At 56.2% G+C, this 23,021-nt stretch carries 22 protein-coding genes; 11 read left to right on the top strand and 11 right to left on the bottom strand.

Going from position 1 to position 23,021, the window contains the following annotated elements; all coding sequences use genetic code 11:
- Positions 1-28: 28 nt before the first annotated feature.
- From yidC to rpmH, 4 genes are read right to left on the bottom strand one after another with little or no spacing between them, the layout of a single operon-like run.
- A complete protein-coding gene (yidC, locus tag H8K04_18955; protein ID UVT15850.1) occupies positions 29-1,723 on the bottom strand; it encodes a membrane protein insertase YidC in 1,695 nt (564 codons plus the stop codon).
- 36 nt (positions 1,724-1,759) lie between these two features.
- Positions 1,760-1,969, bottom strand: a complete 210-nt coding sequence (gene yidD / locus H8K04_18950) for a membrane protein insertion efficiency factor YidD (GenBank protein UVT15849.1) — start codon at positions 1,967-1,969, stop codon at positions 1,760-1,762.
- 1 nt (position 1,970) lies between these two features.
- Entirely contained in the window at positions 1,971-2,474 is a 504-nt protein-coding gene (rnpA, locus tag H8K04_18945; GenBank protein UVT15848.1) for a ribonuclease P protein component, read from the bottom strand.
- Between the two features lie 7 nt (positions 2,475-2,481).
- A complete protein-coding gene (gene rpmH / locus H8K04_18940) occupies positions 2,482-2,619 on the bottom strand; it encodes a 50S ribosomal protein L34 (protein UVT15847.1) in 138 nt (45 codons plus the stop codon).
- Positions 2,620-3,035: 416 nt separating this feature from the next.
- On the opposite strand from rpmH, the gene H8K04_18935 reads away from it, so the two are divergent.
- The 9 genes from H8K04_18935 to H8K04_18895 all read left to right on the top strand — a co-directional run bounded on the left by H8K04_18935 (position 3,036) and on the right by H8K04_18895 (position 13,186).
- The gene (locus H8K04_18935) at positions 3,036-3,653 is read left to right on the top strand and encodes a hypothetical protein (protein UVT15846.1); all 618 of its coding nucleotides are present in this window, start codon (positions 3,036-3,038) and stop codon (positions 3,651-3,653) included.
- A gap of 26 nt (positions 3,654-3,679) precedes the next feature.
- A complete protein-coding gene (locus tag H8K04_18930; protein UVT15845.1) occupies positions 3,680-4,798 on the top strand; it encodes a L,D-transpeptidase family protein in 1,119 nt (372 codons plus the stop codon).
- A 10-nt stretch (positions 4,799-4,808) separates the two neighbouring features.
- Complete coding sequence (locus H8K04_18925; protein ID UVT15844.1) at positions 4,809-5,447, top strand: L,D-transpeptidase; 639 nt, start codon at positions 4,809-4,811, stop codon at positions 5,445-5,447.
- 27 nt (positions 5,448-5,474) lie between these two features.
- Complete coding sequence (locus tag H8K04_18920; GenBank protein ID UVT15843.1) at positions 5,475-6,116, top strand: hypothetical protein; 642 nt, start codon at positions 5,475-5,477, stop codon at positions 6,114-6,116.
- Positions 6,117-6,229: 113 nt separating this feature from the next.
- Positions 6,230-7,921 carry a glucose-6-phosphate isomerase gene (locus tag H8K04_18915; GenBank protein UVT15842.1) on the top strand — a complete coding sequence of 564 codons (1,692 nt, stop codon included), beginning with the start codon at positions 6,230-6,232 and terminating at the stop codon, positions 7,919-7,921.
- On the top strand, positions 7,908-8,696 hold the full coding sequence (gene pgl, locus H8K04_18910) for a 6-phosphogluconolactonase (GenBank protein UVT15841.1): 789 nt from the start codon (positions 7,908-7,910) through the stop codon (positions 8,694-8,696). The genes H8K04_18915 and pgl overlap by 14 nt, the downstream gene beginning before the upstream one ends.
- Positions 8,693-9,763, top strand: coding sequence for a glucokinase (gene glk, locus H8K04_18905; GenBank protein UVT15840.1), 1,071 nt, complete (start codon positions 8,693-8,695; stop codon positions 9,761-9,763). Before pgl ends, glk begins: the two co-directional genes overlap by 4 nt.
- On the top strand, positions 9,760-10,458 hold the full coding sequence (gene rpiA, locus H8K04_18900) for a ribose-5-phosphate isomerase RpiA (protein UVT15839.1): 699 nt from the start codon (positions 9,760-9,762) through the stop codon (positions 10,456-10,458). Before glk ends, rpiA begins: the two co-directional genes overlap by 4 nt.
- Positions 10,442-13,186, top strand: a complete 2,745-nt coding sequence (locus tag H8K04_18895) for a M1 family metallopeptidase (GenBank protein ID UVT15838.1) — start codon at positions 10,442-10,444, stop codon at positions 13,184-13,186. The genes rpiA and H8K04_18895 overlap by 17 nt, the downstream gene beginning before the upstream one ends.
- A gap of 85 nt (positions 13,187-13,271) precedes the next feature.
- Here the strand turns inward: H8K04_18895 and H8K04_18890 are convergent, their stop codons facing one another.
- Complete coding sequence (locus H8K04_18890) at positions 13,272-14,270, bottom strand: methyltransferase domain-containing protein (protein ID UVT15837.1); 999 nt, start codon at positions 14,268-14,270, stop codon at positions 13,272-13,274.
- A gap of 282 nt (positions 14,271-14,552) precedes the next feature.
- Here H8K04_18890 and H8K04_18885 point away from each other — a divergent pair, with 282 nt between their 5' ends.
- The gene (locus H8K04_18885) at positions 14,553-15,047 is read left to right on the top strand and encodes a PilZ domain-containing protein (GenBank protein ID UVT15836.1); all 495 of its coding nucleotides are present in this window, start codon (positions 14,553-14,555) and stop codon (positions 15,045-15,047) included.
- A 133-nt stretch (positions 15,048-15,180) separates the two neighbouring features.
- Here the strand turns inward: H8K04_18885 and H8K04_18880 are convergent, their stop codons facing one another.
- The 3 genes from H8K04_18880 to H8K04_18870 form a co-directional block, all read right to left on the bottom strand.
- Positions 15,181-16,134 (bottom strand): MBL fold metallo-hydrolase, encoded by a 954-nt coding sequence (locus H8K04_18880; GenBank protein UVT15835.1) that lies wholly within the window; start codon positions 16,132-16,134, stop codon positions 15,181-15,183.
- Positions 16,135-16,330: 196 nt separating this feature from the next.
- Positions 16,331-18,988, bottom strand: coding sequence for an ABC transporter permease (locus H8K04_18875; GenBank protein ID UVT15834.1), 2,658 nt, complete (start codon positions 18,986-18,988; stop codon positions 16,331-16,333).
- Positions 18,989-18,996: 8 nt separating this feature from the next.
- Entirely contained in the window at positions 18,997-19,773 is a 777-nt protein-coding gene (locus H8K04_18870) for an ABC transporter ATP-binding protein (protein UVT15833.1), read from the bottom strand.
- Positions 19,774-19,857: 84 nt separating this feature from the next.
- Between H8K04_18870 and H8K04_18865 the strand changes: the two genes are divergently transcribed.
- On the top strand, positions 19,858-20,523 hold the full coding sequence (locus H8K04_18865) for an arylesterase (protein UVT15832.1): 666 nt from the start codon (positions 19,858-19,860) through the stop codon (positions 20,521-20,523).
- A gap of 96 nt (positions 20,524-20,619) precedes the next feature.
- On the opposite strand, the gene H8K04_18860 is transcribed toward H8K04_18865, so the two are convergent.
- From H8K04_18860 to H8K04_18850, 3 genes are all read right to left on the bottom strand, one after another.
- Entirely contained in the window at positions 20,620-20,808 is a 189-nt protein-coding gene (locus H8K04_18860) for a hypothetical protein (GenBank protein UVT15831.1), read from the bottom strand.
- Positions 20,809-20,927: 119 nt separating this feature from the next.
- Positions 20,928-21,827 (bottom strand): hypothetical protein, encoded by a 900-nt coding sequence (locus H8K04_18855; GenBank protein ID UVT15830.1) that lies wholly within the window; start codon positions 21,825-21,827, stop codon positions 20,928-20,930.
- Positions 21,828-21,967: 140 nt separating this feature from the next.
- A complete protein-coding gene (locus tag H8K04_18850) occupies positions 21,968-22,972 on the bottom strand; it encodes a ChaN family lipoprotein (GenBank protein UVT15829.1) in 1,005 nt (334 codons plus the stop codon).
- Between the last annotated feature and the right edge of the window lie 49 nt (positions 22,973-23,021).

The raw sequence follows: 23,021 nt of genomic DNA, 5'->3' as shown, positions 1-23,021 counted from the left end.
TATTCGCATCGGAAGAAACCGCCCGACATCATTTCTTGCCGCTCTCTTCATCCGTCGTGAGCGGAATGAGGGGACTCTTAAAGAAGAAACGGTCCGTGACGAACTGCTGGACGATGGTCAGTACATTGTTCGTCAGCCAATACAGTACCAAGCCGGCGGGAAAGTTAATAAAGAGAAATGTCATGAACACCGGCAGCATGAGCATGACTTTCGTCTGGGTCGGGTCCATGGTGGTGGGTTGGATCTTCTGCATGACCACCATGCTGATCCCCATGATGATGGGGAGAATATAGTAAGGATCCTGCACCGACAGATCGGTAATCCATAGCCCCAGCGGCGCTTGGCGTAAATCGATGGTCATATACAGAATATTGAAAAGCGCGACAAAGACCGGCATCTGCAGCACCATCGGCAGACACCCGCCCACGGGATTCACCTTGTGATCCCGGTAGAGCTTGATGAGTTCCTTGTTCAGGCGTTCTCGATCATCTTTGAATTTCTCCTGGACGGCCGCCACTCTTGGTTGAATGCCCTGCATCTGTTTCATGGACTTGTAACTCTTGTACTGCAAGGGCACAAACAGCAGCTTGATCCCCACGGTCAGCAGGATGATGGTCAATCCATAATTGTGCGTATACTCGTTGATAGAGCGGAGTACGTAAAAGATAGGTTTGGCCACGGCTCTGACCGTGTCCCAGCTTCCAAAAAGAAACCACCCAAAATCGATGGTATCTTCCAGGCCGATTTGTAAGCTCTGGAGCGTGTCATACTCCTTGGGGCCGGCGAATAGCTGAAGGCCAAGCGGTGCACCTGACGGATCGATCGGCATACGAACGGCGGTGGAAACCAGCTTGTCGCCTTGTTTCTTGACCACGGCGGACGAACTCACCTTCGGCATGAGCGCAGAAATGAAATACTTATCCTGCAGCGCGGCCCATTTCACGGAGCCTTTGCGCTCTGTCTCGGCATCCGGCGTGTCCTTTTCGACCTTGTCATCGACCAGCGTTGCCGTCCCAACCGAGCCGATGAACCCCTCCCCCCATTCCACAACACCGAAATTGGTCCCCAATTCGACTTTCAGCGACTCGGTAAGGCCTCCGGGCTTCAACTCAATATCCGCCACATAGCTGTCGGCATGAAATATGAGGTGTTTCTCCAGACGCACTCCTGTACCGGGATTTTCATAGGAGAATTTTAAATGGCCGGTAGGATGATCCTGGTCTAAGGTCGTGAAGTCCTTTTCGACCCTATAGATTCCATCACTCAGTTCCTTGGTGAGCGCGGCGTCGTCGGTGGTGACAGTCAATGGTTCGGGAAACTTGCCTCCCTGCCTGACAAGCTGTACAGCCGGTTGTCCCTCGGAACTGCTGCGATAGCGTTTAAGCTCCCAACTCGTCAGCGCTGCTCCTCGTGTTGTGAACTTGGCCCGGTAAAGATCCGTCTCCACCTCGACGACTTCTGACGTTGCCGGCTCTCTACGCGGCTCCTGCGCTTTGGCAGCATCCACCTGGGACTTTTGAGGTGTTGCCGCTTTGCTTGATGGGGCGCTCGTGGGCTCCGACCCTCGAGTGCTCACGGCAGGCGGCGGTGTTTCCGTTCTCGCCGGCTCGCTCGGCTCCGAGATCGTCGGTTCTGGGAACAGTCCCATCTCTTTGAGGACGTACTCCCACCCGAAGATAATCGTCAGGGAGAGGAGCAAGAATACAATGACTCGCTTGTCCATGCGGAGGTTATGCCTTGTTAAAAGATGGAATCGCCGCTACTTGACCGGGTCTTCCCCTCCGGGATGGAAGGGATGACATTTCAACAAACGAACCATGGTTAGACCGAGCCCTTGTAACGTCCCGTACTTGCTGATCGCGTCTGAGGCATATTGGGAACAAGTCGGCTCGAATCGGCAGTTCCGACCGTACATGGGAGAAATCACCATGCGGTATCCCTGAATGAGCCAAAGACACAGATGACGCATATCAATTCAGCTTTGGGCGAAGAAGATGCATGCGCTCCAGCGAGGTTTTCCACGCCTGCGTCAATTCTTCCCGGGATTCAAACAGCGCGTCCCTCTTTGGAAACACGAGAAGCCCGCGACCCGGAACCAAGTCCCGATGTAATTGCCTAACCAGCTCACGAAACACTCGCTTCGCTCGATTGCGTCGAACCGCATTCCCAAAGCGCTTTCCGACGATGATCCCCACGCGACTGGGGGCATCATCCATCTTGTAGGCTAGGAGATTGAAGAGTGCCGTCGAAATTCGACGACCATGATGTTTGACCGTCTCGATATCCCGGTTGCTGCGTAAAAAAATGGTCGACCGTCCACGGGCTTTGGGTGTCATTGGAAAGAGGTATTCGTTCGTCGCATCCCACCAGAGATATTCGAGAGAAGACTGCGAGGTGGTAGGTGACCGTACACAACTCAACAGCACGACGAAGAGATGGGAGAGCAACCTGAAGACCACCCACTGATCAGGCACGTTGGATCTAGACAGTCAGCCGAGCTCGTCCTTTAGCCCGTCGGCGCGCCAAGACCTTGCGCCCGTTCTTTGTGCTCATGCGCTTTCGAAATCCATGCTCGCGCTTCTTTTTCAAGTTGGACGGTTGTTGAAATGTGAAAGACATAGCCTTCCTTTCCACTCCCTAACGATAGGTACGCTTAAATGAACTGCGGATTATAGGGGAGGCACTAAGACCTGTCAATTTTTTGCCGTACCGGTCATTGGATCGCTTTTGGTACCCATAAAGATGATTTGTGATCCATCAGATGTTTGGGGCGCTTTTGCCTTTTCCCACCAGAATGCCACAAGATACGCTGCCTCCCGATGATGGAGTTCAGCTAAATACGCGAAATAGGTTGAATATTGGTCACATAATAGGGAATATCATTGGCACCGAGCTTGCTGCTCCCTTTGATTGTTCGATCCCGGTGAAGGGTTTCTGTCTGTCAAGGCAGGACAGTCCTGGCCCGCAGGTCGGATCGCGGTAACTGATATAACGAACAGAATCAATCCATAGAGCCTGTAAGGAGGATCCTTAGTATGCAGAGAAGAGTATCCCTTGTGTCTCTGGCGCTCGCACTCGTGATCATGGCCGGATGTGCGGATCCGCCCACTCAACAAATCCAGGAAGCGGAAAAGGCTCTGAAAGAAGCACAGCAAAGCGGTGCTGCCAAGTATTCCGCTGATGAATACGCAAAGCTAGAGGGCACTTTGGATACGTTGAGGAAGGAAGTCGCGGAACAGGATGGAAAGTTCGCTCTCTTTCGAGATTACGGCAAGGCTCAACAGTTGTCTGTCTCGGCCAAAGCCGATAGTGACCGGATCAAGGCGGCAGCGGCTCAAAAGAAGGAAGAAGCCAAAGCTGCTGCCATGCAGGCTCAGCAAGTCGCCGAAGAGGCGGTAAAAGCAACACAGGATTTGGTTGCCAAGGCGCCGGTCGGCAAGGATCGGGCGGCCGTGGAGGCCATCAAGAACGATGTGGAAGGGCTTAAATCGTTACTGAAGCAGGTTCAAGTTTCGATCGACAAAGAAGATTATCCGGCAGCGCAGACCCAAGCCAAAGCCATCTATGACATGAGTCAAGGGGTGTCGACTGAAATACAGAACGCCTTGGCGAAGGTGGGAAGAGGAAAGCCTGCTTCTTCGAAGAAAAAGTAGGGTCGCTTGTTATGGTGTTCGGTCACGTGAATAGGACTCTCGCATCGATCGGCTGCGCGCTCTGCCTAAGCGGTTGCGTTCAGGCCGTCCCACCCGACCTCCTGGCAGCCCTTGAGACCATCGATCGGGACCTGATCGCATTGCGTGCTCCGGAAACAGCGCCGAGAGAATACGCTGAATTCGTACGCAATTGGGTCTCTCTCAAATCTCGCGTTGACTTGGACGATGACCTGATCAGGTGGCCGTGGGAGTCAAGCGACCTCGAGAACGATCTCAGACGGCTGTACGTCATCGGCGAGCACACCGTCTCTCAGCTCCACGATCGACAGGCGTCTCAACATCGCACGACAGAATCCAAGCTGGCCCGCCTTGAAGACAAGTTTCACCGCATGACATCGAAGGTCGAGTCGATCGATGGCCGTATCTTGTTGGGAGAACAGGTCGTTCAAACGGGTCTTCTCGTGAAGCAGGCCCGCACGTTCTTCGAGCAGAAGGAGTACCAACGGGCTATGCAGGCTGTAGAGAAAGCGGACCACGCTCTGGCCGCCCAGACTTCACTGCTCACCCGAGAGCTGGGACGGTACGCCGATGACCGACGGATCACTCATTGGCGGACGATGGCTCAACAAACGATCGACTGGTCGAGAATCCACCAATCCACAGCCCTTGTGGTGAGCAAAGCCGACCGGGAGCTGACTCTCTACAAGAACGGCCGGAAGGTGCTATCATACCCTGTCCGATTGGGGTTCAATGGCATGAAGGAAAAACAGTTCCAGGGTGACGGAGCGACACCGGAAGGCCGGTATCGTATCACCGACAAGCGCGGTCAGGGGCAGACTCAGTTCTATCGAGCCCTGGTTCTGGATTATCCCAATGCCGAGGATCATCGGCGCTTCGCCCTGGCGAAGAAGTCCGGGAGGATCGGCTTGGCAAAAGGCATCGGAGGTCAGATCGAAATCCACGGAGTAGAGAACCAATTCATCGAGCAGACTCTTGGGTGCGTCATGCTCGACAATCCGCACATGAACGTTCTCTACGAGGGCGTCTCCCTCGGCACTCCGGTGACGATCGTCGGGGCATTGACCGGCCAGAACGCAGTGGCGCTTGCCTTGTCTGAGTTAGAGAATCACAGAGAAGAAATCTGAGGGTAGGCTGATGGGCCGATTCCTTCTAGCTGCTTCAGCGGTATTCTTACTCGCACTCCTGGTTGTGACCGCGCCGACCGGCCGTGAGGTCGCATTGAAAGATTCACAGGCTGTTCACCAGTCTCCAGTGGTGGACGAAACGAGTCTGCGTACGCTGCAAGCCCGGTACAAGGCGCTTTCGAGACAGTTGGCCCAACTGATGCCCAACCAGCCGTATATCTTGGTCGATACGGCCAGAAACCGGCTTTATGTGAAGCGCCAGGAAGAGGTGGTCCTCGATGCCATCGCGTCGACCGGGAGCGGGACGATTCTCGACAAACCCGGTGAAAGCAACAACCAGTGGATCTTCGACACCCCGCGAGGAGAGTTTCTCGTACAGTCGAAAGTCACCAACCCTACATGGATCAAACCCGATTGGGCGTTCGTCGAGGAAGGACTTGACGTGCCGAAAAACCCCGCTGAGCGAGCCGAGCAAGGCGTTCTGGGCGAGTACGCCCTGGGGTTTGGCAAAGGCTACTTCATCCACGGGACGCTCTATACTCGATTGTTGGGGAAAAACGTGACGCACGGCTGTATCAGGCTGAATGACAGCGATCTTAAAGGTGTCTACAAGCTCGCTCGAGTCGGGACACCGATCCTGATCTTTTGATCCCTCACGAGAGCGCAGACAGCACTCATGAACCTCTGCGCCATTCTTCTCCTTCTCTTGACCTTTGCGGCGCCAAGTTGGGGAAAGGACCTTGAAACCTTTCCCAACCTCAATCTCAACGACCCCATCAGTCTGAAAGAAGCCACGCGCGTTCTTGAAGAAGAACTCAAGCTGGCCGCTCGCCCTCAAACGTACCTGCTGATCGACCTCGTCACAGGCACGATTCACATCAAGAGTCGCGGCATGGAGCTGCATCAGATTCCCATTGTTCGGTGGTCCGCTGGGTCACCGGAGGAATTGAAAGGCATTCATCGATTGGTTGCGCGGCCTCAAGTCGTCAGGCGCAAGATCGAACCCGGTGCCGGTGTCGAACAGGAACCCATCTCCCTCACGGATATGCCTGTCGACTACGCGCTGTCGTTTGCTCCCGGGCTCACCGTCAGCGTGGTACCCTTGGCCGCCAAGGACAATCTCCTTCAGGGAATCGTCTTCCTTGGGAAATCGTGGTGGCGCAGTTTCAAAAATTGGAGCGGCACTGCCGCAACGGACCAGTCATCGGCGACCGCTGCTCATCTCCAGCTGACGATCGCAGTCGATCACGCACAATCCTTGGCATGGTCGATGGTTGACGGTATGCCGTTGGTCATTCGTCGCCCGACCGATAAATAGGAAAGCACAGCATCGAGTCTGTGTTGCCTTTTCTCTACCGGCTCAATAAGATATGAATGAGTTCCCCACCGACTCCACCACCGAGATTTCTTTGAAGAAGGAGGCCCATGTCTATGCGGCTGAGTGACACGCTTCCACCATCGTTTCAATCCGCGATCAACCCCGCTCTTGATGCGCTCCGCCAGACGCAGGTCATTGACCGGTTATGGGCAAAGGACCATCGAATCTGGAAGCCAGATCCCAAGGAGATCAGCGATCGTCTTGGTTGGCTGGTGGTTCACGAGCAGATGCGACAGCAGCTTGCTCAACTGCAGCACTGTGTCTTGTCGGCGAAGGACATGAAGATCAACGATGTCGTGCTGCTGGGTATGGGAGGAAGCAGCCTCGGGCCGGAAGTACTGCGCACCGTGTTTGGATCGCAGAAGCGTGCCCCTCGTCTGTGGGTGTTGGACTCGACCGTTCCAGGGTGGGTTCGACAAGTGACCAAGTCCGTTTCGCCCGCCAGAACACTTTTTCTCGTTGCCAGCAAGTCCGGCGGAACGATCGAGGTCATGTCGCTCTTCAGCCATTTTTGGCAACTGGTATCAAAGGCGAAGGGCAATCATGGGGGGCGCCAGTTTATCGCGATCACGGATCCGAACACGGGCCTGGAGAAATTGGCAAAGGATCACGGATTCGGACAGATCTTTACGAACCCTGCTGATATTGGTGGACGCTACTCCGTCCTCTCTCTCTTCGGCCTGGTCCCTGCTGCGCTCCTGGGCCTCGATATCACTCGCCTCTTGGACAGGGCAGCCAACATGGCTGAGCGATGCCGAAAGCAGCAAGACGTTGAGACAAACCCCGGCGCTTACTTGGGAGCAGCCATGGGGAGTCTTGCGAAAAGCGGGCGCGATAAGGTGACGATCATCGCCTCGCCATCTCTCGCCACGTTTGGTCTATGGGTGGAACAACTCCTTGCTGAAAGTACAGGGAAGCAGGGAACCGGTCTCATTCCCATTGCACAAGAGCCGGTCCTGAAACCAGGTGCGTATGGAACTGACCGATTCTTCGTCTATCTCAAGCTCAAAGGAGAGCGCAACAGACCGCTCGATCAAACAGTCCAACAGCTGCTCAACGCTCAACATCCGGTCCTTCAATTGGATCTACAAGATCGTTACGACTTAGGGGGCGAATTTTTTCGATGGGAGTTTGCGACCGCGGTCGCCGGACACATTCTTGGCATCCATCCCTTCGATCAGCCGAATGTTCAGGAGAGCAAGGACAACACCAATCGGGTCCTGGAAAGGTTCCGATCGACCGGACGACTTCCGGAACAGGCAAGCACCCCTCCAAAGGACATCGCGCAAGATCTGTCAAGTCGTCTGCAGCCGGGAGCCTATGTTTCCGTATTGGCCTATACCACTCCGTCACGTTCATTCGACACAGCGGTTCGTCGCCTTCGCCAAGTCCTGATGTCAGGACATCGGGTCGCCACGACGTTCGGATATGGACCCCGTTATCTCCATTCCACCGGACAACTGCACAAGGGCGGCCCCGCCTCGGGTATCTTTCTGGAATTCGTGGACCGCATGATACCGGATGTGACGATCCCCGATAAACCGTTCTCGTTCGGCACACTCGCGCAAGCGCAGGCGGCCGGTGATCTGGAATCTCTTCGAGCGCACCATCGTCACGCCGTTCGTGTGCAACTCGGGCCGGACCAAGCCGCCGCGGTCAATCGAGTCACGGCATCATTCAAGACGGCCGCCTCACGCCGGCGGCACACGACGGCGAAGAAGCGGCGTACACGTGCTCGGCGTTGACATGGCCGTCACCCCGGAAATTCACGTTTCGCGCGATGGTCGGGAATGGACGCAAGAAGCGGCCGCGTTCATCCTGTCCGCGTGCGAGCAGGCGATTCAGTCCACCGGTCGGTGTCTGGTTGCGCTTTCGGGAGGATCGACGCCGAAGACCCTCTACAGAACCTTATGCGAATCTGAGTGGAAGTCGCGCTTCAATTGGCCGCGAATCTTTTTCCTCTTCGGAGACGAACGATGCACGCCGCCTGAACATCCCGAGAGTAACTTTGGGATGGCCCAGGCCGAGCTCTTTCGGCCGTTGAACATTCCGTCAGACCATATCTATCGGATGAAGGGCGAATACCAAGACTCAACGGTCGCAGCGCAAGAGTATGAGAGGCAGCTTCGAGAATTGACGAAATGTCCTGTTCCAGAGTCACCGCGTCTAGACGTGATCCTCCTCGGCCTCGGGGAAGACGGCCATACCGCATCGCTCTTCCCTGGAACAGAAGCCCTACAGGAACAATCCAAGATCGTCACGGTCGGCCATGCCCCGACAGGTATTCGACATCGCCTAACGTTGACCCTAGGTGTTCTGAATCGGGCCGCTGTGGTACTGTTCCTGGTAACCGGTTCCGGTAAGGCCGAAATGGTTCGCCGGGTCATCGAGTCTGAATCCGACGCAGATCGTTCATTGCCGGCAGCGAGGATCTCACCGGAATCGGGCCGGCTCGTATGGATGCTTGATGAGGCCGCAGCGCGACGGCTTACGAAGTTATCGCACAAAGAGGGGACATGATTCTCGCGGGGGATATCGGCGGAACGAAGACCAACCTGGCGCTGTACGAGTGGACCACCGAGCGAGTGGAACCGTTGCGCCTGGAAAGTTTTCACAGTCGTGACTATCAATCCCTGGAAGACATTCTCGTAGAATTTCTCACGCCGCCGAAAGCGCCGTCCCCTCTGGATTCCGCGACAAACGAAAAGGAGGACCACAGCGAACAAGCCGGCAGTCCTCCGTCTGAGCCGGTACAGTTGTCGGCAGCCTGCTTCGGTGTCGCGGGACCGGTGATCGACAATCGATGTCAAACCACGAACCTCCCCTGGGTGATCGACGGCCGGGCCATCGCCAAACAGTTCACCATTCCGCGCGTGCAGTTGCTCAATGATCTGGAATCCACCGCCTACGGCCTCCTGTGGCTGCGCTCCGACGAGCTGGAAGTGCTGAATGCCGGAAATCCGCCGACCAAGCGGCAGGCGTTGGCGCTCATTGCCGCCGGCACCGGACTGGGTGAAGGGATCCTGTTCTGGGACGGCAAAACCTATCGTCCGATGGCGTCCGAGGGAGGCCACGCAGACTTTGCGCCGAACAACGATCAAGAGATCGAACTCCTTCGCTATCTCCGGAGTCAGTATCTCCACGTGAGCTATGAGCGGATTCTGTCAGGTCCCGGCCTTCATGCGATCTATGAATTTCTACGCGACACCAAAAAGAACGAGCCGACATGGCTCGCGGAAAAGATTAAAGCCGGGAATCCGGCCGCGGAGATTGCCCAAGCAGGGTTGCAGGGACAAGCCGAAATCGCCACACAAGCGTTGGAGCTGTTCGCGTCGATTTATGGCGCCGAAGCCGGGAATCTTGCCTTAAAGGCGCTCTCGCTCGATGGCGTGTATGTGGGCGGCGGGATCGCTCCCAAGCTCATCAAGAAACTTCAAGATGGGACGTTCATGAAGGCATTCATCAATAAAGGTCGGTACAAACGTCTGATGGGTCAGATGCCCGTAAAAGTGATCATGAACCAACAAACAGCCCTCATCGGTGCGGCCTCCGTCGCGGCCGCCATTTCCCTCCCGTCCGCGTCATGACCTCCGAAGATCTAGACAGTCTTAAAAAAGCCGCTGCGATAAAGGCGGTGGAATTCGTTCGCGACGGGATGATTGTCGGCCTAGGGACAGGATCGACCGCAAAACACATGCTGATCGCACTCGGCGCACTCGTCCGTGCCGGCATGAAGCTGCGAGGAGTGCCGACCTCCCAAGAAACCGCTGCACTGGCCAGGAAGGCCGGCATCCCTCTCGTTGACACGGAAGACCGATGGGATATTGACGTTGCCATCGACGGCGCCGATCAGGTGGATCAAAATTTCAATCTCATCAAGGGCGGCGGCGGGGCCCTCCTGAAAGAAAAGATTGTGGCGGCATCGGCCAAACAATTCATTGTCATGGTCGACCACACCAAGCAAGTCCCGGTGCTGGGAGGGTCTTTCCCCTTGCCCATCGAAGTCATTGCCTTCGGCTGGGGAAGTACCGCGCGCGAAATCGAATCGCTCACGAAAAGTCGTGTGATCCTGAGGGAACGAAGCGGAGTTCCGTTGAGAACCGAGTCCGGTAACCTTATTGTCGACGTCCATATGGATCGCATCGATCGGCCAGGAGACCTGGAGAGCGCGCTCAACCTGATTCCTGGCGTGGTGGAAACCGGTCTGTTCGTCCGTCGGACTGACGTCTTGATCGTCGGCACACCGCAAGGCGTCCAGACTCTTTATGCCGCTCGGAGGTGACGATTCAATCAACAGGCGAGAGATACTGCTGGATTTTCTTCGACAGGCCCGCTTCCTTCTGACCCTTCCAATAGCGTATACGTTCTGCGTTCCATCAGTGTCGCCCAGCGCCGCAGCAACGGCGATCAGGCCGAAAGGTGAAGAGATGAATCTTGACGATATTCCAGGCAGCAGTAATCCCTATCGACTCCCACGGCATGTTCTTCCCGCTCGCTATGACTTGCGGCTTGAACCGGATCTCACGACGGGGATATTTCAAGGCCAGGCGACTGTCGCGGTTTCAGTCAGCCAGACGACCCAGACCATCCTATTGAATGCCGTCGATCTCGTCATTACCTCGGCTGTGGTCGAAGGGTCGAACGGCCGGCGATTCGAGGCCTCCATCGAATTGGAGCCGTCGACCCAGCGTGTCCGGCTCTCTTGCAAGCAGCCCGTGACGCCGGGTGAATGGCGGCTGTCTCTTTCCTTTCATGGGAAACTGAACGATCAGCTCCGCGGGTTTTACCGCAGCACGTACAAAGACTCTTCGGGAGCCACCCAAACTCTGGCCGCGACACAGTTCGAAGCCACAGATGCGCGCCGGGCTTTCCCCTGTTGGGACGAACCGGATTTTAAAGCGGTCTTCGCGACGACGCTCGTTGTTGATCCGCAGCTCACGGCTCTCTCCAACACATCAACGGCGTCTGAGGCTCTGGAAAACGACAAGAAGGTCGTGCGCTTTGCCGATACCATCAAGATGTCGACCTATCTCGTGGTCTTCGTGGTCGGTCGTCTGGAAGCGACAGAGCCTGTATGGGTCGGCAAGACACCCCTTCGCCTGTGGACGGTCCCAGGAAAAAAGCCGCTCACGCCGTTCGGACAGGATATTGCGGCGGCATCGTTGAACTTCTTTCAGACCTACTACGCTATGCCCTACCCTGGAGACAAGCTCGATCTCGTGGCGATCCCGGACTTTGCTTCAGGAGCGATGGAGAATCTCGGCGCCATCACGTTCCGTGAAACGGCGCTCCTCGTGGATCAGCGTACCGGAAGCCATGCCGAACTCGAACGCGTGGCCGATGTGGTGGCCCATGAGAACGCCCACATGTGGTTCGGCGATCTGGTGACGATGGCTTGGTGGAACGGGCTCTGGTTGAACGAGGCCTTCGCGACCTTCATGGAGATGCTGGCCGTGGACGCGTGGAGGCCGGAATGGAAACGATGGGAAACGTTCAGCGTGGCCCGCGCAGCCGCGTTTTCCGTCGATGGACTGCATAGCACGAGGCCGATCGAATATCCCGTCCATGCGCCGAAGGATGCCGATGCGATGTTCGACATTTTGACCTATGAAAAAGGTGCGTCGGTTCTTCGGATGCTGGAGCAACACATCGGCTTCACGGCCTTTCGGGACGGTGTGCGGCAGTATCTTCGCACCCATGCCTATGGCAATGCCGATACGAACGACCTCTGGACGGCTCTCGGCACGGTCGCCAAGCAACCGGTTCCCGAGCTGATGAACGGGTGGATCTTCCAACCAGGCTTTCCCTTGGTGACGGTGGACGTGCGCGGTCAAGAACTGCTTCTTTCACAACAGCGCTTCACGTATGTATCGCAAGGGCAGTCCGCCGAGCAGATATGGCAGATCCCTCTCCAGATTCGACTGAGCATCGGGGAACGAACGGAACATCGACGGGTGTTGTTGACGGAACGGGAGACGAGCATCGGCATACCGGCCGGAGTCACCTCCGTGTTGGTCAATGAAGGAGGGCATGGATTCTATCGGGTCCGCCATCGCGATCCGCTCCTGCAGCAACTTCTCGATCAAGGCCTCGATCGTCTGGCGGCGATAGAACGGTTCGCCCTTGTCAGTGATGCCTGGGCTACGACGCAGGCCGGGGTCATGCCGCTCTCCGAGTATCTCCAGCTCACCGCGCATTTTAAGGGTGAACGAGACAAGAACGTGTGGATCGTGTTGCTGGATTCGTTTTCCTATTTGAACAGGCTCATCACTTCAGAGGATCGCGCAACATTGGAAGCCTTCGTTCGCGAGCGCGTGGGGGCGGCTGTGAACGATCTCGGATGGGATCCGCAGCCGAAAGAATCGGATCTCCTCCGGCAATTGCGGGGGGATCTCCTCGGCGCGCTCGGCAGGATGGGCAATGATCTTGCGACGCAACAGCAAGCGACAGAACGGTATCAGCGGTACCTGAACGATCCGTCCACCGCCGACTCGAATGTCGTGCCCGCGCTCGTCGCCATTCTGGCGCATACCGGAGACGGGGCACGGTACGATGAATTTTTAGCCCTTTATCGCACGGCGTCTACTCCGCAGGAAGAACGGCGGTATCTGTTTTCGTTGGCCTCGTTTCGGCACAAGGAATTACTCGCGCGCACGCTGGCCCGTACGATCAACGGCGAGATCCGCACACAAGATGCCCCGTTCGTCGTCGGAGCACTCATGATGAATGTGTATGGCCGTGAAGTCGCCTGGGATTTTGTGAGAGCCAACTGGGATCATATGGACCGGCTGTACCCGAAACAAGGTCTTAGGCGGATGTGCGCGGGAATTGCCGGGCTCGCCACGCCGGAACTCGAACAGGATGTGCGCGAGTTCTTCACCGCCCGCAAGATCGACCTGGGTGGGAAAACACTGGATCAGTATTTGGAACAACTGCGTATTGCCGTGGCTTTCCGGGAACGGGAAGGACGCACGCTTAAAGCTGCCCTCCTCGGTTCGCTAAAGACGTGAAGTGCGTGCTGCGATTATCACCGGCCCATACCGCTTCTTGACAATTCTTGGTCGGCATGCTGGGGAGCTGGCGCATCAATGGCACTCATGATCGTACAAGCGTGTCATCCGTCTGCGTAGACAACCGTGCACTCTTGGAGACATCGGCATGCACGGCCCGAAACATGCCAAAGCGACACAGCCCTGCCCCAAATGCCAGACGCATTAACAGGAACGTGGGCACTTCCCGCAATGATTTAATCAAGCCGACCATGCCAAACCGGACAATCCCTGCCGGACGGACAATTCCCTGCCAGATGGAATCGAGCCAGGAGGGTAAGGTTTCGGCAGTCCAATCCGCTGTGGTGACTTTACCCGCCACCAGTCCAGTTGCCTCCAGTAATTCTGAAAACCCCTCAATGCTGGAAAACGCTGGATGAGACCACTGATCCAGTAGTTGCCGCATCACTGGCTTTTCCCAAAAATTGAGTGGAACCTGGCGATCGTCTCGCTGATTCCAATCGGCAACAAGCAGAATTCCACCCGGTTTCAGAACGCGCAAGAGCTCTCGAGCAAATTGTGCCTTATCGGGCATGTGCGGTCCTGCCTCGACCGACCAGACCACATCAAAACTGGCATCGGGGAACGAAAGTGCCAGCGCATCATCAACCTGAAAGTGCGCATTCACCTCCGGGGAAGTCAGTTCTTGAGCACGTCTGACTTGCTGAGGGCTGATGGTGATTCCTGTGACTGCAAACCCATAATCCCGCGCCAGCATGCGACTGCTGCCCCCAATGCCGCAGCCCACATCTAACACTGTCCTACCGGGAGGAAGCTTGTCTAACCCACCCCAATGCACCATTTCATGCACAAAGTCTGACTTGGCTTTGAGAAAATCCTTTTTGCGCGGGGGAGAGCCATAGTGTCCCAGATGCACATGTTCGCCCCAGTAGAACTCTAGAATGCCGTCGTTCGTCCAGTCATCATAGGAATTGGCGACAGAATCGGCAGACTGATACTTGCGGGGAAAGAGCAGGTACAGCACGAATCCAATCAGCAGAAAGCCCAGGAGAAGGACGATCATCCATATGAACATATTCATCATATCGACTGTCTGAATGAACGAGATTGCATTAGCATGTATGAACCATACAAAGAAAGGGACACGAGTAACCGAGGGAACACCCAAACCCAGCTCTATTGATGAGCCAACAGAGACAAAAAGTGGCGTAGATTAGCCATGGAAATGCTACTCAGTCAATGCGAAGGGCACTGGAATCTCAGGCGACGCAATCCATTTAAGAGACGCCCACTCATACGCATATTCCCCGGTTGTCGCCGGGCTGTGAACCTCGTTACAATTGCCGCACGCCATTCGGAAATGAACATGCTTGATCTACGATGTCCGGCTTGCGGGGCGATCAAAATTCGCCTCGCAGCGAGAACGACTCTGCCTGATGCCGTCCTGAGTGGCTTGACCATTTATCCCTTTCGCTGTCAGCTGTGTGGCAGGCGATTTCGAACATTTCTCGGCCGTCGGACATCCAATCCGCGTCGAAGCTTTGAGCGCATCGACGTATCTTTTCCAGTCTGGTTTAGACATCGCGAATCCGCCTTCTCCTCTGAGACAACGAAGGAAGGGACGATCGACAACCTTTCGATTCGCGGATGCCGAATCCGTTCCACCATTCCGATCAGAATCGGCTCGCGGCTTGAACTGGAGTTCCAGTATTCCGACGATTCATTCCCGGTTACGATTGATGAGGCCGTTGTTCGGTCCGTCGTCGATGGCGCGATCGGCCTGCGCTTCACCCGGCTCCATCGAGACGATGAGCGGCGAATTCGACACATCGTCGATGTGTGGTTGCCTGAATTCCTATAATCGCGCCGGTAGCCTCCCAACCTAAGCCGCTGCCATAGCCATGATCCATCAGCTGGTTCTGCCTCGCATCACCCGTTAAATTCCCTCGCTTCGATCGCAAACTCACGACAGGTGTTTGGCGCGGCGGATTTGCTTACCAGGGTTTTGTCCGAACAGAAGCGAAAGGCAGACGAACGATCCTTTGGAGCAGATACATGAAGATGACGCTCACAGTCCCCAATATCAGCAGCGTCCATATGGACCAGAAGAGCGGCGGGTCCACCAGGGGCGTGATGTAGATGTATAGGTTTCCATTCTGGTGTACTCGCCACGGGATGCCGGGGGCAAGATAATGGCTTGCATATCGATATTCCGCTTCACCTCTGACGATCTTGCCAAGTTCGCGGTCCAGCAGCGTCAGCCAGTCGTGACTGAGCTGCGGAACGCCATGTGCACCGAAAAAGAGCGTATCGGAATTGGTAAGCTGCAACAGCCGACCGCTGTGTGTCTTGTACGCCAGCAGATCAGATCCCGGCGCAAAGGCAATGATGCCGCCAAGATGCTGATAGACGAAATCGCCCGTAAAGACCTGATTGCGGCTTCTGTCGAGCAGGATTATTGATTCCGTGGTATGCCCAGGCATGTTAAACACGTCCAGCTTACGGTCTCCCAAATCAATCACGTCGCCATCGGCAATGAACGCGGCCACCTTGAGCGGTCGTCTTTCAATGTCCAGCGATTCCCAGGGGCCGATGGTAAAGACACCGTCTTTGACATTAGTGCGGATTTCCGGTCGGTCGATAAGATTGGTGCGGTTGAATGTTGTTGCGTCTCCGATATGGTCATAATGAAAGTGGGACAGGATAAGCGTGATGGGTTTGGCCGTGTAGTGCTCCGCTATTGCGCGCATGGATCGCGATCCGGGAGGACGTTCGCCGCTGCCTGCATCGAACATGATGGCTTGCGCGTCCCCGATGATCAGATAGCTGGTGTTGTACTGAGAAGATTTTGGTTCGTTAATGGCGAAGGTCTGACTGTCAATTGCTTCGACCGCGTACCAGTCATCAATCATCGTCGAAGTGAGACTGTAGGTTTCTCCTTGCTTCACGTCGCCGAACACCTCGGTTGAGTCGACAATCCTCTCAAAGCATCCGGCAAGACCGAGACACACAAGCATCGAAGCGACAACCGCCCCATGTCTTATTGCACCGGACGGGATGGACAAATGTTGGGTATACACCTGTAGGTAAGGCGTATCACAAGGCAGGACAACAATAAATACCCAGGTAACTATTATTACGCAATCACTCGTGGCGAAGCACCGCCAACGGAGGTTGGCCCAGAATGCGATAGGTGCTGAGAAAACCGACCGACACCGTCAAGGTGATCGTCGCGATCACGCCTATGGCCAGCACGGCTGGCTGAAGATTCCACGATAACTCAAACACGGTCTCAAGGACCGCCCAAGACAATGCGCTGGCCAGCGTGCTGCCGAGAAACCCGCCCAGGGCTCCAAGCAAGGCATATTCGACCGCAAAGGAGCGGGCGATCACGCTACGTGTCGCTCCAAGGGCTTTGAGAATCACGGATTCATACAGACGGCGATAACGCGTCGCCGCCAAGGCTGCCGCCATCACCACAGCTCCCGATAGGACACAGAACAGCGCCACGGCACGGATAGCGAGAGACAGTCGATCGAGCACGCGCGCAAAGCTGTCGAGGACATCTCCGATGTTGATGGCCGTCACATTCGGGAATGAGGCCACCACTGCTTGCTGGAGCGGCACTTCCTCGGATGGAGCGACTCGAGCGGTTGCCACGTAGGTGTGGGGAGCACCGTCGAGGGCACCCGGGGACAAAATCATGTAGAAGTTGGTGGAGAAGTTTCCCCATTCCACTCGGCGAATACTGCTGATCTCTCCGGTGATGGACGCACCTTGTATGTCAAGTTCCATCGTATCTCCGACTGTCAGGCCGAGTTGCTTCGCAGCCTCTTCTTCGATCGAGATCAGAGGTTTGGTGAAGACTTGTCCCGCTTTCCACCACTTGCCCTGAATCACCGTGTTGTCTTTGGGAAGCTCCTGGAGGAACGTGAGGACATACTCTCGTGTCAGAAACCACTTTTTTCGCCGCTCTTCCTTCTCGGAGGCCTTCTCACGTTGCTCTTCTGCCTCCGATGTGGCTTCAAGTTTGACCGGTTCCCCCTTAAGGGCAGCAAGGCGAGAGCGCACCAACGGTGTCAACCGAGGGGTCGAGTCGCCGGCTCGTTGATGGAGGAGCCGCAGAAACTCACCGGTCTGATCCGGCTGAATATCGATGAAGAAAAACGTCGGGGAATCAGTCGGTCGATTCTCGCCCACCTGCACGAGTAACGACCGTTCGACGAGCGACACGGTCGTCACGACCATCACCCCGATTCCAATCGCGATCGTGATGCCCACCGCCTGGCTTCCCGGGCGCATCACATTTCCCAGCGCTTGGCGAAGGACGAGGCGCTCGGGACGAGGCCATTTCTTGACCGCTGCCAGGACGGCACGGGCTGACGCCCCCAACAGAAGAACCGCTGCTCCAAACGCCAGAATGAACAGCAGGCCGACTTTCCAGGACCCCGCTTGCCACACGGATAAGAGAGCCAACCCCAGGCCGATCCCGCTCGATACGATTCCTTTGATGGGGTCAAAGTTTTCCCAGACCGTCCACCATCGGAATCTCTGCTGCTTTCGAGCCGGGGCAAGCGGAGCGACATCACGGCGAAAGATCCGAGCCGGTTTGACTTCACGGATCGTGAGCAGCGGCCACAGGGTGAACAGCAACGTGGACAGTATGCCCAATGCCAGACCCTTCGCGAGAGGCGTGAAAGCAAGGTTCATCGCGCCTTTCGTGAATCCCAACTGCTCGAGAAGATCCGACGCCACCAGAGCCGCAATCATCCAAGGGAGTCCCTGATGGAGGAGGACGCCGATAATGAGGCCGACCAGACTTCCGACCAGCCCAAGGATCATCGCCTGCAATCCATAGGTTCCGATGATCGTTGGAGAATCCGCGCCGACTGTCTTCAACACCGCGATCGTATTCAACTTTTCTCGCACAAAGGCATGAACCGAAGTTGCGACTCCCAGACCGCCCACGAACAGCGCCGTCAATCCGATCAGTCCCAAGTACCGGGTCAGTTGTTCCAGCGACTGCTTCAGTTGTGGTTGGGCGTCCCGGTATGTCGAGACACGGGCAGATTCAGGTGTCAGGCGTGTTCTCAACTCATACAGCAGAGGCTCAGGCGCCATGTTGCCAGGGACTTTCAAGAGATAGCGTTCACGGATTCTGCTGCCTGCTTTGATCAGCTCAGCCGCATCAAGCCCCTCTCGCGACATCAGGATGCGGGGACCGAGGCTGAACGCATTGGCCATGCGATCGGGTTCCGTCCTGATCACACCGGTGATGACGAACTGACCTTGACCGATCTTGAGCCGGTCGCCGACGGCCAACGCCATTCTGATTAAAAGCGACTCCTGCACTACGACTCCGAAACAGGTACGCCCAGGGCACCCTCGAGTTTGTTGGTGAAGGAGTTCCGCTAAGTTGCTGTTGGGCTCCAATCGCAGCGAGCCATACAGCGGGTACTCAGGTTCGACGGCCTTGAGCTCAACGATCTGTGTCAGCTGGCCAGTGGTGGAAGGTTCTGCCGGCGCCGCCATTGCGACCAGTTCGCTGATATGCGTGCGCGAGATTCCACGATCGCTCAGTGAGTCCAAGATTGCCTGGCCGTTCGGACTGATCTGCCGCGATAACCGGATCTCCAGGTCGCCTCCCAGCAAGCCCCGCGCTTCTTTGGTGACGGTTTGCTCCACTTGCGTACCGAAGAGGGAGACGCCCGTCAATGCGCCGACGCCGATGGCGATACAGACCAAAAAATACAGAAAATGTCGCCACGCCGCGCGTGTCTCCCGCCATGCCATCTTGAACATGAAGGATGTCATGAATTTGATTCGGCGGGGGAATCGGAAGGTGAACGATCGGCGGAGAAGACTCGGTCAGAGCCTGGCAGCCCGGCCGGGAGGTCATCGACAAATTCGGAATACGAGGGCATGGTATCCGACTCCAGGCGTCCGTCGCGGAGCGAAACCACCCGCTGCATCGAAGAAGCCAGCGTGGCATCGTGCGTCACGAGCACAAGGGTGGTGCCGTGATCTCGGTGAAGAGAGAGCAGCAACTCGATGACATGGGCGCCGGTCGAGCTGTCGAGATTACCTGTCGGCTCATCGGCCAGCAAGATCGGTGGCCGGCAAGCAAAGGCGCGAGCCACTGCGACCCGTTGCTGTTCACCACCGGACAATTGCACTGGATAGTGCCCCATGCGGTCGGACAACCCGACCGCGTCGAGCAGTTCTGCCGCACGACCACCGGCCCGACCCACTCCGCTAAGCTCCAACGGAATAGAGACGTTCTCGATTGCCGTCAGGGTGGGAATGAGATGAAACGATTGGAAGATATACCCTACTTTTTCCCGTCTGAATCTGGCCATCTGGCTCTCGGCCATGCCGACGATGTCGGTTCCATCCAGCTCGATCGCTCCGGTGGTCGGCCGATCCAGGCCGGCCATCAAACCGAGTAATGTCGACTTTCCACTCCCTGAAGGTCCCACGATGGCCACGGTCTGTTTGGCCGGAATTTCAAACGAGATGCGGTCGAGGATGGTGACAGAACGCCCCGCCGCGGTTAAGACCATCGAAATCTGTTTCACGTTGATCATTGAGAATCCTTTTTGCCTCAGAACGAGACCATAGAGAATGATATTATACTGTACCGAAGAAGTGAGCGACTGTTGTGTGGGATCATGTTACGAGCCAAGCGATTTCACCATATACTCTTGCCGGTGTTCATCATGCTTCTCTGGACGTCCACGACCGAAGGCGTCTCCTCCTCAACCTCGGACACCAGGCCCCGCATCGTGGCCTTTGGAGACAGTCTCACCGCCGGACTCGGGGTACAAGCCGATGAGTCCTACCCCGCCCAACTCCAGCGCAGGCTGGATCACCTGAACTATCAGTACCGGGTGATCAATGCCGGTGTCAGCGGCGACACCACGGCCGGTGGATTGCGCCGCGTGCCGTGGATTCTCAACAACAAGCCTGAACTGGTGATTGTCGAATTGGGGGCGAACGATGGACTCCGGGGGCTCAGCGTCGATCAAACCAAGAACAATCTCCGCCAGATCGTTCAACGCCTGCTGGAGGCCGGCACGACCGTCGTCTTGGCCGGCATGAAACTACCGCCGAATTACGGACAGGATTACACCGCGAGCTTCGAAGCCGTCTTCCCGGCGATTGCCCACGAATATCACCTTCCCTTGATTCCATTCTTTCTTCAGGGGGTTGGCGGGTCGTCGTCACTGAACCAGGCGGACGGCATTCACCCGACAAAGGAAGGTTACGAGATTATCGTTGAGCAGGTGGTGAACGTACTCAGACCCGTGCTGAATGAGCGAAGACAGAAATCATGACTCGCTCACGGGCGGAGTTGAGTGCGTGACGTTCCCCTCGGAACTTGCGAGAAGTGAAACAAGAGGACCTGCAGTTGAACAAGAGGACGTGACTCGTTACGACTTCTTGAAAAAGGTATCATAGACGCCGTAGACGAGGATCACTCCGATCAAAAAATAGTACAGACCGGTGATTCCGCTATAGTCCGGAGCCCCTCCTCCCTCTGGGGCGTTGGCCATCGCCGGCAACGCGTGGCTTAGCAGAACACCGGTTATCAGACCCATACCTGAAAGTAGCTGTTTCATCTCCGTCTCCCTCCAAATCGGACAAGCAAAAGAAGGGCGTATTTTACTGGACCTCAATTGGAAGGCGCAAGAGGCATTAGAAGCGGAAGTAGGCGCGTAAATGATGGGGGAAATAGCTATTATAGAGGGGGATTCTTGACCGCTGCTCTGAGTGCTTCCGCGACTTCCTTGAAAGAACCGGCGAGCTTATCGAACTGAGAACCCTTCTGAAGCATGTCGCGAGCAGCCGCTTGCATCTGTTCATCATAGCGGACCACCTCGGCCGTCAACTCACCGACTCTGGTGAGCGTCTCTTTATATGTTGCGATTTGGCGTTGAAGCTCTTGTACCGTCATCCGTGTGGTGTCTATCTGCGCCGTTGCAGTTTGGAGTTGTTGAGTCAGGCGTCCCACGTGCGCATGATGACCGTGCAAATCGGCTTCCAGCTGACCAAAAGCGTCTTCACTTTCGCGGCATCGTTCCTCAAGATTTATAATGGCTCGGATCCATGTCGAGATTTCTCCGGGGCCGAGTTTGGGAGGTTCGGGAAGCACCTCTTGCTTCCCGATCGCTTTCGTCGCCGACTGCAACCACTCCATAAGTTGCATGATTTCGTTGAGCTTAACGTCGACTGCAGGCGCTTGCATGGTGGGCGCCTTTCCATTCGTCGGAGAATCGACCTGCGGTAGCGGTTTCGATTCTTTTGGAGACCCCGGTTTGCGCGCTTGCCGAGGTTGGGCCCACCGATGGTATTCCAGCAGGACCGCGATGCAATGTCGGCACATGGGCTCTTCAGCAGCCGTGCAGGAACATTTCGAGATGAGATGACCGTCTTTCAGCCGGATGGTTTGCTCGTACAAACCCGAGTTGCCGATGACGGCCGAAGTGATCTGGGAGTCGTCGGCTTCCACAATACGAACCCGATTCTCGGTCAGGTATTGTTGACCGATTTGATAGGCGGAAGCTTCGCTCACGGCCTTGATCATCTGGGGGTCTAGCAACCCGAGCCGCTCCGCGCTGCAAGGAATCTTATTTCGCATCTTCGACACCCGAGTCTCTAAGACGCCGAATTATGAGAATGATTCTATCAGTGTGACGAGCGAACGAAATCCTGTCAAGCGCTGATCAATTTTGAGTTGCTCTTGGATGGTGGCGCGGTGGAACGCACGGTGAGACGGACCTACCGGCAGGGTTGGGAAGGCTGTCGCTTACCCATAGGCGTCAGCCAGATGTAATCTGCAATGGGTTCCCGCAAGAGCGCGCGTACGTCATCCGTTCGGCTTGCGTCAAACGAAACCATATAGACGGTTACCTGTTTGACAGCACCTCCGAGACGCCTGGCAACCCGCTTCGGCACGGGGAGGTTGTACTGGACATGGCCTCCTCCGGTATAACTTACGATGATGTGGCGGACACCGCCGGCACGTCGGAGTTCTTCCTGCCTGATAGCCAGCGTCTTGGCCATGCCCTCATCACGAACCATCGATGCTTCGTACATCGTTCGGTAGTGCTCCTCGGTTCCTCCATGGCACCGCCTCAGCTGGTCGACAATCCTTTCCCGGTAAGCAGGATCGTCAACGATATCTTCTTGAAGTATTTCCCAGTCGGCCCATTCCGGCTCTTGTTTGGCCTGGTCAAGCCCTAGTTTGACGACGCGACGAACCAACGGTTTGGGAGGGTTCATCGCTCGGACAGATATCCGATGGTCGCGAGCAAACGTGACGAGCGGGGCATAGTCTTCAAACGCTCCACCCCAGTTTTGTTTCCAGCGCACCTGTTCCAAAAACTCGTTCGTAACCGGCTGAGTCGTCGATATGTAGCCGTCCAGTGCTTGTTGGCCGTCCCAGCCGAACATCTCCATGCCGATCGTCGGGTCGATGCCGTCGGCGACCAGTTGGTCCAATACTTTCAGTGCGGCTTGGATATGGGACGGGTTGTGATGCTCCTCCCCCAGATACACAATGTCGTGACGCTCCAAGTCCTTGATCCACTCCGAAAAAGGAAGGGTGCGACCGGTTTGGGTCTCGAGAATTTGCCAGGGCTGCCATCCACCATCACTGGAGCCAGGGTTGCTATGGCGCTCAACCGCGCAACTGGCCGTGAACGTCAGAAGGCAGGCCAGCAGGCCCAGCATGACGGCCGACTTCCACTTTCCAGAGGCAGCAAATCCGAACTGTGTTCCCATGGATTCAGTCCTACCACACCGATTGAGCGTGAACAAGCGGACTTGACGC

It is taken from the genome of Nitrospira sp. (assembly GCA_024760525.1).
Classification (GTDB): Bacteria; Nitrospirota; Nitrospiria; order Nitrospirales; family Nitrospiraceae; genus Nitrospira_D.
This window is presented reverse-complemented; position numbering and strand designations above follow the sequence as displayed.

Excerpts from the sequence above, each read along its gene's own strand:
- glk (UVT15840.1), top strand. The coding sequence starts at position 8,693 with ATGATTCTCGCGGGGGATATCGGCGGAACGAAGACCAACCTGGCGCTG.
- H8K04_18870 (UVT15833.1), bottom strand. The coding sequence starts at position 19,773 with ATGATCAACGTGAAACAGATTTCGATGGTCTTAACCGCGGCGGGGCGT.
- H8K04_18885 (UVT15836.1), top strand. The coding sequence starts at position 14,553 with ATGCTTGATCTACGATGTCCGGCTTGCGGGGCGATCAAAATTCGCCTC.
- H8K04_18855 (UVT15830.1), bottom strand. The coding sequence starts at position 21,827 with ATGCGAAATAAGATTCCTTGCAGCGCGGAGCGGCTCGGGTTGCTAGAC.
- rpiA (UVT15839.1), top strand. The coding sequence starts at position 9,760 with ATGACCTCCGAAGATCTAGACAGTCTTAAAAAAGCCGCTGCGATAAAG.
- H8K04_18860 (UVT15831.1), bottom strand. The coding sequence starts at position 20,808 with ATGAAACAGCTACTTTCAGGTATGGGTCTGATAACCGGTGTTCTGCTA.
- yidC (UVT15850.1), bottom strand. The coding sequence starts at position 1,723 with ATGGACAAGCGAGTCATTGTATTCTTGCTCCTCTCCCTGACGATTATC.
- H8K04_18895 (UVT15838.1), top strand. The coding sequence starts at position 10,442 with ATGCCGCTCGGAGGTGACGATTCAATCAACAGGCGAGAGATACTGCTG.
- H8K04_18920 (UVT15843.1), top strand. The coding sequence starts at position 5,475 with ATGAACCTCTGCGCCATTCTTCTCCTTCTCTTGACCTTTGCGGCGCCA.
- H8K04_18850 (UVT15829.1), bottom strand. The coding sequence starts at position 22,972 with ATGGGAACACAGTTCGGATTTGCTGCCTCTGGAAAGTGGAAGTCGGCC.
- H8K04_18935 (UVT15846.1), top strand. The coding sequence starts at position 3,036 with ATGCAGAGAAGAGTATCCCTTGTGTCTCTGGCGCTCGCACTCGTGATC.
- H8K04_18915 (UVT15842.1), top strand. The coding sequence starts at position 6,230 with ATGCGGCTGAGTGACACGCTTCCACCATCGTTTCAATCCGCGATCAAC.
- H8K04_18925 (UVT15844.1), top strand. The coding sequence starts at position 4,809 with ATGGGCCGATTCCTTCTAGCTGCTTCAGCGGTATTCTTACTCGCACTC.
- yidD (UVT15849.1), bottom strand. The coding sequence starts at position 1,969 with ATGCGTCATCTGTGTCTTTGGCTCATTCAGGGATACCGCATGGTGATT.
- H8K04_18875 (UVT15834.1), bottom strand. The coding sequence starts at position 18,988 with ATGTTCAAGATGGCATGGCGGGAGACACGCGCGGCGTGGCGACATTTT.
- H8K04_18865 (UVT15832.1), top strand. The coding sequence starts at position 19,858 with ATGTTACGAGCCAAGCGATTTCACCATATACTCTTGCCGGTGTTCATC.
- H8K04_18890 (UVT15837.1), bottom strand. The coding sequence starts at position 14,270 with ATGATGAATATGTTCATATGGATGATCGTCCTTCTCCTGGGCTTTCTG.
- rpmH (UVT15847.1), bottom strand. The coding sequence starts at position 2,619 with ATGTCTTTCACATTTCAACAACCGTCCAACTTGAAAAAGAAGCGCGAG.